This window comes from Rhodococcus sp. 05-340-2 (genome assembly GCF_002258915.1).
GTDB lineage: Bacteria > Actinomycetota > Actinomycetes > Mycobacteriales > Mycobacteriaceae > Rhodococcoides.
Genome location: NZ_NOYU01000011.1, coordinates 43,269 through 51,938, shown reverse-complemented (window position 1 = coordinate 51,938; position 8,670 = coordinate 43,269). Strand labels below are relative to the sequence as shown.

The following is an 8,670-nucleotide window of genomic DNA, read 5'->3' as shown; positions in this document are numbered from 1 at the left end:
GCCGCCCGGCACCCCCCTACTCCCACCCCCCTCCGGCAAACGCGCGCGCATTCGCCATCCGCGCGCACAATCGCATCCCGACCTGTACCTATTCCGCGCGCACCTGACACACGCGCGCGCATTTGCGGACACGAGGGACACAGGCCGGGCGTTGCCGTCACATCGACGGACCCTGGAGCTGCCGGCACCCCGACTGCCGCTCCAAGACTCCCGAGCTGCCCGGCACCAATGCCGCCCCTCGGCAAACGCGCGCGCATTCGCGGACGTGAAGGCCAGAACCCGGGCAGGGCATGCGAGTCGACTGCTGACTGCGTACGCGTCGGCAAACGCGCGCGCATTGGCGGACTCGAGGTCTCGACTTCGACTCAGGCGACGGTAGATATCAGGATCACCGCGCGGCGCGTGCTGTGCCGGCTCGGTGCGATGTCATCGTCTCCGCATCACGTCGTTCGAGATGCGATGTGGTCGCGAAATAGACTTTGCGACAGGTTGATTGGTGGGTGACAGCTGTCGCGTCGTGCTCGCCGAATTAAATCGGTGGAGTTCGTCGCCGCGGCCGTGCATGATCGTGGCACAGGCGCATCGCAAAGACCGTGGAGGTGGACAATGGCAGCAGAAATGAATTACGTGGGCCGTCGAGTCGTCTACTCGCGGATTGCCATGCTTGCCGATCATGCTCTCTGAGTGAGCCTTCGGCCGAATCGGTCGGTTCCGGCCGGTGATATGCAGCTGTCGATCCAATACTTCGCCGCACAGCAATGCTCTGTGTTCGGCGTCCATTCTTGTTGTAGGAGAACAGATGTACCAGTACGAACAGATCCTGAACGAACACCGACAACGCGTCGCGCGTGGCGCGCAGAACTACGAACGGCGTCGGGTCGCAGCGGAGAGAGCTGCCGAAACAGCTGTCGCAGAATCGAATTCAAATGAGAGCGATCCGACGGAGACAACAGCCCAGAACGATTGCGAATCGGATTCCGAGATCGAGTTCGCGGTGATGTCGTCCCGGCGCTGACAGTCAGGGCTCCATCAGATGTGAGTAGCGATCGCCCGCGGCGGCAATGAAGTCGCGAACGAACCAGCACGTAGGGACAACGCGCAGTCCCTGCGTGCTGGTGTCGTCGAGGGCGTATTCGGTGAGGGCAGCGGCAAGCCCTCGGCCGCGAAACTGCGGGAGCGTCACGGTGTGATGAAACGTTCGTGCGCCGTCCGATTCGATGTACTCCGAGTAGCCTGCCAGCTCGGAGTCGACATGGATCTCGAACCGTTGGTCGGCACTGTCGTGGGTGATCTTGACCGCCATGGTGGTACCTCCTGGCCGAGTTCGTTGTCACCACGGTAACCGGACCTCGTCCTGTGGGGTGTTCTGCGGTTACTCGAGCAGGCATCGACGCAGTAGGGTGAGGGAAACCGAGTCGTGCGAGCGCCACCCGTCGCAACACCGCTCTTCATAAGTACGGGGCGCTCTCGAGGCTGAAGGTGGCAATCCGTGGAAGACACATCCGACCGGGGAATCAAGGCATTCATCCGAACCGTCGCTCAGCGCGGTGGACGTGCGGAACGGCTGACGACGTCGCGTCGCAATCCCGTGCAGGTCTGGTCGATGGACGGCACCTCGTCGTGCATCGTTCGCGTGCGATCGAAGGTGACCGGAGATTGGAAGGCCCGCAGGCAGGATGAATCGCTCGAGAGTGACGACACCGGTTCCTCGTATTGGGTGTTCGTCGATCTGGCGAACGACGAGCCGCGCTTCTACATGGTCTCGTCCGAAGAGATGGCCACCGACATTCGCGGAGAAGTCGACCTGTGGGTCCAGGATTCGCCACTGCGTACCAGGACCGGACATCACGCGATAGCGGTGGACCGAGTGCTGCACGGTAGCGAGCGTTGGGACCTGCTGGGTCTGAGTTCGACGTTGGACACATCGGTGGATCTCGGCCCCGAGCAGACGTGGGTTCGTACTCCACGGGTGAAGGCGCCTCGCAAGTCGTCCAAGGCGGCCGTGGAGGAAGAAGTGATCGACAACCGGGTACGGGTGGTCGCCGATTGCGAGGGCTATCGGCTGAGTGGTCGCTACGATCCCGAGACACAGCGACTCGAGATCACCGCTGGACCGATGGAGGGCCGTCGATTCGACAATCCCTCCGTCGCTGCCAGTGCGGTGGCCACGCATATCAGTGGGGATGTCGAGGAGCGCGACGGTTGGCAGTTCTGGCAACTGGACACTCCGGATCGTGCTCCGCTGGGATCTTTTCAGTAGAGAACTACAGCTCCCGACCCCTTTGTTGTGACTCCTCACCAAATTGGCTTTTCCGGTAAAAACGGGACAAAAGTCCGATTAATCTTGCGCTGGTAGGACGAGCTCCCTGTTTTAGCCTCTGGGTCGAATCGATGTTCGAGAGTTCGTCCGTGCATCGAAATTCGGGTATCAGCGAGCTCAACGGTCGACAGTGCGAGGGGTGCTGTCGACCGTGGGGAGAGGTCTTCACCATGGAACATTCCTTCCGGACGGGCTCCGCCCACGCGTCCCGCTTCCTGTTCCTCATCGCCCAGTTCGTCGATCGTAGAATCCCGGCCGAGTTCTTCTCGGCTCAGTTCCGCGAGCTGCAGAACACCCAATTCACGTATCTCGATGCCGACGTCTCCTCTGTCATCGGAATGTTGTCGGTCGACGTCGGCGCGTACCTGGGTGATGTCGATATCCGAGGGGTGGACTACATCGACTCCGAACAACTCTGGCTGGCTGCCGGGCAGGCGTTCCGTGATCTCATGACCGTCCAGTCCGAGCACTTCGAACGCGAGGCCGGGTGACGGGCAAAGCGCACATCACCGGAATCGATCACGGTGTCGCAGAAGGTCTTCGAGCCGAAATCGTCTGTGAGTGCCGCGCATTTCGATCGGTAGATCGCCCGCATCGGCCAACCGTCTGACATAGGTGTCGGATACCCCGAGCACCTCGGCAGCCTGCGAGGTGGTCAGCAACTCGTCCACGGTGCCGATGGCCACCGCCCGCCCGGTCGCGAGCTGGGTGAGAAGTTCCAACACCGCGCCGCGTGCTGCGTCGTCGATCCGAACCTCCGAACCGCCGATACTGATGTCGAGGTCTGCTCCGGTCCGCTCGTGAACGACCGCCGCCAGCGAGGTGGCCGATCGCGACTCGAGGGCAGGCATGACGAATCGGAAGTCCATTCTTCCAGGATAGGAGCGGGCAACGGCCTCGGTGCGCATAGGCTCGAAGCACCCAGCATGTGAGGAGTGTTCAGTGCCGCAGTTGTTGCACCTCGATTCGTCCGCCGACCCGGTCGGCTCGATCAGCCGCCGGGTGACGGCCCGCTTCTCGGACGCCTGGCACGGCATCGGCACCGACCACTCGGTGATCCCTCGAGACCTGCATTCGAGTCCGCTGCCGCACCTACCCACGTCTGCGCTGCACTGGGCACCTCATCTGCGAACCGCCGACGAAACCGTCGATCCATCCGCCGAGGCGTTGCAGGTCGAACTGATCGAGGAACTGATCTCGGCGGACGTGGTGTTGATCGGTGCGCCGATGTACAACTGGTCGATCCCGTCGACCCTGAAGGCATGGATCGACTACGTACACGTTCCGGGCATCACCGTGCCGTTCGACAGCGACACGGCACCTCTCGTCGGCAAGCCCGTGGTCGTGGTGACCAGTCGGGGAAACGACTACACCCCCGGTACCGACAACGCGTCCACCGACCACACCACCGCACAACTGCGACAGGTGCTCGGAGTCGCGCTGGGAATGGATGTCCACTTCGTCCCGGTCGATCTGACTCTCGCCGAGCGGGTGCCGGCACTCGCGCCGCAGATTCCGCAGGCGCGAGCCAATCTCGAGGCGGCGTTCTCCGCCGTCGACGATCTCGCGCGGCGATTGGGTGGAGCTACCACCAGGTGAGAGCCGAGTAGCCTGGCGAGGTGCTCTCGAACGGCCCAGGCAACGACACCACCCGCGGTGAACGTGGATCGGGGCGTCATCGCATCAGGAAGCCGTCGCGCGATCGAGGCCTCGCGCTCCGAATCGGCCGGGTGTTCGTCGCCACTGCGGCAGTGGGCTCGATCGTGGTCAGCGGAATCGGGTTCGCGGTGTACCGCGAAGCCACCACGGGACTGACCACCTCGAACGCGCTCGACGGCATCGCGAACAACGATCCGAGTGGCAACGGCGAGGACACCGACATCCTGTTGATCGGCCTCGACAGCCGCAAGGACATGGACGGCAACGACCTACCTTCCGAGTTCGTCACCGACGCGCTGCATGCAGGCGACAGCGACGTGGGGGGATACAACACCAACACCCTGTTGCTGGTGCACCTTCCGGCCGACGGCGGGCGCGCGACGGCGCTGTCGATACCTCGCGACGACTACGTCGACGTTCCCGGATACGGCAAGCGAAAGATCAAGGAAGCGTACGGACTTGCGAAAGCCGACGCCGATACACAGTTGCTCGACGAGGGCGTCACCGATCCGGCCGAACGGGAGCGACGAGCGCGCGACGCGGGACGACGGTCGACGTTGACCGCGGTTCGTGATCTGCTCGACGTGCCGATCGATCATTTTGCAGAAGTCAACCTTCTGGGCTTCTACGACGTCGCGGCAGCTGTCGGACCCATTCAGGTGTGCCTGAACAATCCGGTACACGACAACTACTCGGGGGCGGACTTCGCTGCGGGCACGCAAGAACTGAGCGCCTCGCAGGCACTGTCCTTCGTCCGGCAACGCCACGGCCTCGACAACGGCGATCTCGATCGAACCAAGCGACAGCAGGCCTTCGTGGCCGGAGTGATGGCCAAGCTCAGCTCCTCCGGTGTCATGGCGAACATCGGCGAACTCCGGGCGCTCGTAGCGGGCACCAAGGACGACGTCGTGATCGACGCATCCCTGGATCCGGTGAAGCTCGCAGGGGGAGCCGGTGCAGTCATGCAGGGCGACATCGATTTCTACACGCTCCCGATCACGGGCTACGACACGATCGACGGGCAGGACGTCAACCTCGTCGACGTCGACGCCATCAGGGCCGAGGCAGCGCGGTTGATCGATGACGCGCCGCCGCCCGCACCGCCGATCACCGCGGCACCCGATCCGGGAACGGAGCTGCCCCCGCTCGAGGTCGCTGCGCCGGATCCGTCCCTGGATCCGGCAACAGCCCCCGACGAGGGTGTGCACAGCGACGGCGGCATTCCCTGTGTCGACTGACCCCTGTGTCGACTGAGCCTTGTCGACCGAACTCGCGCGGTACCGGTCAGAGGGTCGGCGTGCTGAGCAGAACGTCCATCAGCTGCTTCTCCACGGCCGCGAACTGCGGCGTCGTGACGATCTCGAGCCCGCGCGGGCGGGGCAGCGTCACCTCGATCTGCCGTCGGACGTGGGCGGGTCTGGGGGAGAGGACGATCACGCGATCGGAGAGATAGACCGCTTCTCGGATGTCGTGCGTGACCATCAGCACGGTCCACCGAAACTCCGACCAGACCTGCTGCAACCAGGCCTGCATGTCGCTCCTGGTCAACGAGTCCAGCGCTCCGAACGGTTCGTCGAGCAGCAGTACCGATCGTCCCTGCACCACCGTGCGCAGCAGCGCCGCTCGTTGGCGCATGCCGCCGGAGAGTTCGGACGGTCTGGCCGACTCGTACCCGTCCAGACCGAACACCGGGAACAGCTCGCGTGCCCGCGCCCGCGCCTCCTTCTTGGCAATGCCCTGCACTTCGAGCCCGAGGGTGGTGTTGTCCAACACCGAACGCCACGGAAACAGCAGGTCTTTCTGAGGCATGTAGGCGCACGGTGGTACTCGCACCGTGCCGGAGTCGGGCCTGTCGAGTCCGGCCAGCATGTTGAACACCGTGCTCTTACCGGAACCGCTCGGGCCGATGATCGACACGAACTCGCCGGGCCGAACACCGAACGACATGCCGTCGAGTACGGGCTTGTCGCCGAATGATTTGGTGAGATCGCGAACATCGATGCAGGTGTCGGAGTCAGACATCAAGACCCGCCGAACCGTGGCGCGCCCAAGGAGCGACGAACCGCTCCACCAGGAAGGTGGAGACGAACAGGACCACGCTGATCACGGCAGTCACGGCAACCGCGGCGAGAACCAGATCGGTACGAAAAGAGTTCTTCTGTTGGCTCATGTAGATGCCGAGTCCCGCACTGGCCCCGGCATATTCAGCAAAGATCGCACCGACCACCGCGTAGGTGATTCCGATGCGAAGTGAGGTGAAGAATCGGGGGAGCGCCGACGGTAGCCGCACGTATCGAAACTGTTGCCAGCGCGAGGCGCCCATGCTGGCCAGCAGTGATCTCGCGTCTCGATCGGCCGCCGCGAAACCCTCGATGAGCCCGATGGCCATCGGGAAGAACGTGGCCAACGCGATGACCAGGATCTTCGGAAGCAGCCCGAAGCCGAACCAGATGATCAACAGCGGCGCGATCGCGATGATCGGAAGCGTCTGCGATACGACGAAGAGGGGTACGAACGCGCGCCGCAGCCACGGCGAGAAATCCACCGCGATGGCCAGCAGCCATGCCAGGGCCAGGGAGACCGCGAACCCGACCAGGGTCACCTGCAGAGTCGCCGCCGCATTCTCGGCGATCGCATCGCGTTGCGCCCAACCCTGGACCACCACTCGGCCGGGAGACGGCAGCACCTGCGGCCGGATGCCGCTGATCTCGACGTAGATCTGCCAGGCGGCGATGAGCAGTACGACGACGGTCAGGGCGGGCCACGCCCAACGAAGCGAGGCTCGGATACCGCTGAACGAGTAGGAACCTCGGTCAGCGGCTACCGACTCATCGATTGCCGAGGTAGTCATTGGTGAAGTAGGTCGACCAGTCCGGCTCCGCAGTCAGAGGCGCGCCGTTCTGATCGGCCAGCACACCGCTGTCGTAGAGGAATTTCGAGTACGCGGTCCACTTGTCGAGACTCTGTCGTCCTACCTCGCCAGTGGAGTCCTTCATGTACTTCGCTGCGAGCATCTCCTGGCTCTCGAAGACGAGAGACTCGTCGGTGAAGGTTCCCGGATTGGCGTCGATCAGATCCTGTGCGGCCCTGTCCGGATCGTCGGCGGCGAGTTGGTAGCCGCGCTGAAGTGCCTGGACGAACTTCTCGGCCTGGTCCGGATGGGCTGCGAGCCAGGGCTCGTTGCCGCTGATCGTGATGGCGTAGGCGTCCGGAAACCCATAGTCGGTGTAGTCGAAGTATTTCATCGGCGTTCCGCTGTGCTCGGCTTCGATGCCTTCCCACGCGAAGTAGGAGACGGTGAAGTCGGCGGTACCGGAGTACACCGCCTCGTACGCCGAGGTGCCCAGTACCACCGTTTCGTATTCGCCTGTGCCGCCGTCGTTCTGAATGACCTTCTCGAGTCCGGCCTGCTCACCGGACTCGCCGAACCCGGCGTAGACCTTCCCGTCGAGTGCCTTCGGGCTCGGGATGTCGTCTCGATCGGCGCGAACTCCGATGCCGGTAGCCCAATGCTGCAGCGGCGCAAGGACGGACACTGTCTGCGCGCCTGCGGAGGTCGCGAATACGCCCGAACTCTGTGTGCTGATGCCGAACTCGGCGTTTCCGGCATCGACGAGAGTGTCCGCCGCGGTGTTGTTGTACGGCAGAATCTCCACGTCCAGGCCGGCGTCGGCGAAATAGCCCTCCTGCAGGGCGACATACAGGCCGGTGTGGTTCGTGTTCGGCGTCCAGTCCAACGCGAACCGAATGGTGTCGGAGTCCGTCGAGTCGGAGCAGCCCGCCAGTCCGGTCGTGGCAACGACTGCCGCCGCCAACGCCGCGAGGATTCGAGTGGTTCTCATGCGTACACCGCACTCTCGGCCAGGGGCCATGGGGTGGGATGTAATGCGCTGTCCCAGAACATCAATTCGTACCGCGACGCGACGACGAAGGCGTCGATCATCTGCTCGCGCTGCGCCGGCGTCGCGGCCGCTGCGGCGTCATCGACGAAGGTCTTGGCAGCGTCGACGATGGCATGGAATTCGGGTGCGTCGTACGCGGCCACCCACTGCGCGTACGGGTGGTCGGGATCGCGATCGAGAACCGCCCTCGCTGCACCGGCGAGTGAGCGGCCGACGTCTGCGTAGATCCAGAAGCACGGCAGAACAGCTGCTGCTGCAACAGGATACGGTTCGGTTGCCGCCGTCGCGGTCAGGTAGGACGTGTAACCGAGGCATGCCGGTGAAGGCTCGGGCGTCCGGGTCGACGGGGGCAGCGCTCCACCGGTCAGCATCGCCTCGTGCGACGCGGCCTCGTCCATCGCGCTCGCAGCAGCGCTTGCCCAGAATGCTCCGGCGAACGGGTTCGGTGCATGTGCTGCCAGCAGTGACAGCGACTTCACGTACCCACCGAGATAGAGTGAGTCCTGTTCGAGGTACCTACGGAACGCGTCGAGCGGAAGCGTCCCGGCCCCGAGTAGTCGAAGAAATTCGAGGTCGTCGATCGCGCGTCGAATGTCCTCGGAGGCATTCCACAGTCGATCGGTGAAGCGGACCGGGTCCGCAGATACAACAGGCGTCATCGCCTTGACATCCCTTCGTCAGTATTACCTGCATCAGGTTCGGCGGGTTTGATCTCAGCATCCGCATCGGCGGACACACCCCGTGTCAGAACGACAGTGACAGTAACACCGGTCACCCGGTGGCACTGCT

General features: G+C 63.6%; 10 protein-coding genes and 1 riboswitch. Of the genes, 4 read left to right on the top strand and 6 right to left on the bottom strand.

From position 1 onward, the window contains the following. Window positions 1–1,018 precede the first annotated feature (1,018 nt). Window positions 1,019–1,303: a GNAT family N-acetyltransferase gene (locus CH271_RS07830; RefSeq protein ID WP_094633256.1), complete on the bottom strand. Its 285-nt coding sequence runs from the start codon at window positions 1,301–1,303 to the stop codon at window positions 1,019–1,021. 186 nt (window positions 1,304–1,489) lie between these two features. Here CH271_RS07830 and CH271_RS07825 point away from each other — a divergent pair, with 186 nt between their 5' ends. After that, window positions 1,490–2,260, top strand: a complete 771-nt coding sequence (locus CH271_RS07825; protein WP_037193454.1) for a hypothetical protein — start codon at window positions 1,490–1,492, stop codon at window positions 2,258–2,260. 230 nt (window positions 2,261–2,490) lie between these two features. Next, window positions 2,491–2,811, top strand: a complete 321-nt coding sequence (locus CH271_RS07820; protein ID WP_094633266.1) for a homoserine dehydrogenase — start codon at window positions 2,491–2,493, stop codon at window positions 2,809–2,811. 15 nt (window positions 2,812–2,826) lie between these two features. Here the strand turns inward: CH271_RS07820 and CH271_RS07815 are convergent, their stop codons facing one another. Next, complete coding sequence (locus CH271_RS07815) at window positions 2,827–3,189, bottom strand: helix-turn-helix domain-containing protein (RefSeq protein ID WP_094633265.1); 363 nt, start codon at window positions 3,187–3,189, stop codon at window positions 2,827–2,829. A 73-nt stretch (window positions 3,190–3,262) separates the two neighbouring features. On the opposite strand from CH271_RS07815, the gene CH271_RS07810 reads away from it, so the two are divergent. After that, entirely contained in the window at window positions 3,263–3,919 is a 657-nt protein-coding gene (locus CH271_RS07810; protein ID WP_082323750.1) for an FMN-dependent NADH-azoreductase, read from the top strand. Between the two features lie 20 nt (window positions 3,920–3,939). Next, window positions 3,940–5,217 carry an LCP family protein gene (locus tag CH271_RS07805; protein ID WP_094633255.1) on the top strand — a complete coding sequence of 426 codons (1,278 nt, stop codon included), beginning with the start codon at window positions 3,940–3,942 and terminating at the stop codon, window positions 5,215–5,217. A 46-nt stretch (window positions 5,218–5,263) separates the two neighbouring features. Here the strand turns inward: CH271_RS07805 and CH271_RS07800 are convergent, their stop codons facing one another. The 4 genes from CH271_RS07800 to CH271_RS07785 form a co-directional block, all read right to left on the bottom strand. Then, a complete protein-coding gene (locus CH271_RS07800) occupies window positions 5,264–6,001 on the bottom strand; it encodes an ABC transporter ATP-binding protein (RefSeq protein ID WP_037193452.1) in 738 nt (245 codons plus the stop codon). Then, window positions 5,994–6,830, bottom strand: a complete 837-nt coding sequence (locus tag CH271_RS07795) for an ABC transporter permease (protein ID WP_094633254.1) — start codon at window positions 6,828–6,830, stop codon at window positions 5,994–5,996. The genes CH271_RS07800 and CH271_RS07795 overlap by 8 nt, the downstream gene beginning before the upstream one ends. Then, window positions 6,808–7,821: an ABC transporter substrate-binding protein gene (locus CH271_RS07790; protein WP_094633253.1), complete on the bottom strand. Its 1,014-nt coding sequence runs from the start codon at window positions 7,819–7,821 to the stop codon at window positions 6,808–6,810. The genes CH271_RS07795 and CH271_RS07790 overlap by 23 nt, the downstream gene beginning before the upstream one ends. Beyond that, window positions 7,818–8,540 (bottom strand): TenA family protein, encoded by a 723-nt coding sequence (locus tag CH271_RS07785; protein WP_094633264.1) that lies wholly within the window; start codon window positions 8,538–8,540, stop codon window positions 7,818–7,820. Before CH271_RS07785 ends, CH271_RS07790 begins: the two co-directional genes overlap by 4 nt. After that, a riboswitch (TPP riboswitch) is annotated at window positions 8,534–8,633 on the bottom strand. (Overlaps the previous gene by 7 nt.) Between the last annotated feature and the right edge of the window lie 37 nt (window positions 8,634–8,670).

What these genes read in the sequence shown, in the direction of transcription:
- CH271_RS07830 (WP_094633256.1), bottom strand. Translation starts at nt 1,303, where the DNA reads ATGGCGGTCAAGATCACCCACGACAGTGCCGACCAACGGTTCGAGATC.
- CH271_RS07820 (WP_094633266.1), top strand. Translation starts at nt 2,491, where the DNA reads ATGGAACATTCCTTCCGGACGGGCTCCGCCCACGCGTCCCGCTTCCTG.
- CH271_RS07815 (WP_094633265.1), bottom strand. Translation starts at nt 3,189, where the DNA reads ATGGACTTCCGATTCGTCATGCCTGCCCTCGAGTCGCGATCGGCCACC.
- CH271_RS07800 (WP_037193452.1), bottom strand. Translation starts at nt 6,001, where the DNA reads ATGTCTGACTCCGACACCTGCATCGATGTTCGCGATCTCACCAAATCA.
- CH271_RS07795 (WP_094633254.1), bottom strand. Translation starts at nt 6,830, where the DNA reads ATGACTACCTCGGCAATCGATGAGTCGGTAGCCGCTGACCGAGGTTCC.
- CH271_RS07790 (WP_094633253.1), bottom strand. Translation starts at nt 7,821, where the DNA reads ATGAGAACCACTCGAATCCTCGCGGCGTTGGCGGCGGCAGTCGTTGCC.
- CH271_RS07785 (WP_094633264.1), bottom strand. Translation starts at nt 8,540, where the DNA reads ATGACGCCTGTTGTATCTGCGGACCCGGTCCGCTTCACCGATCGACTG.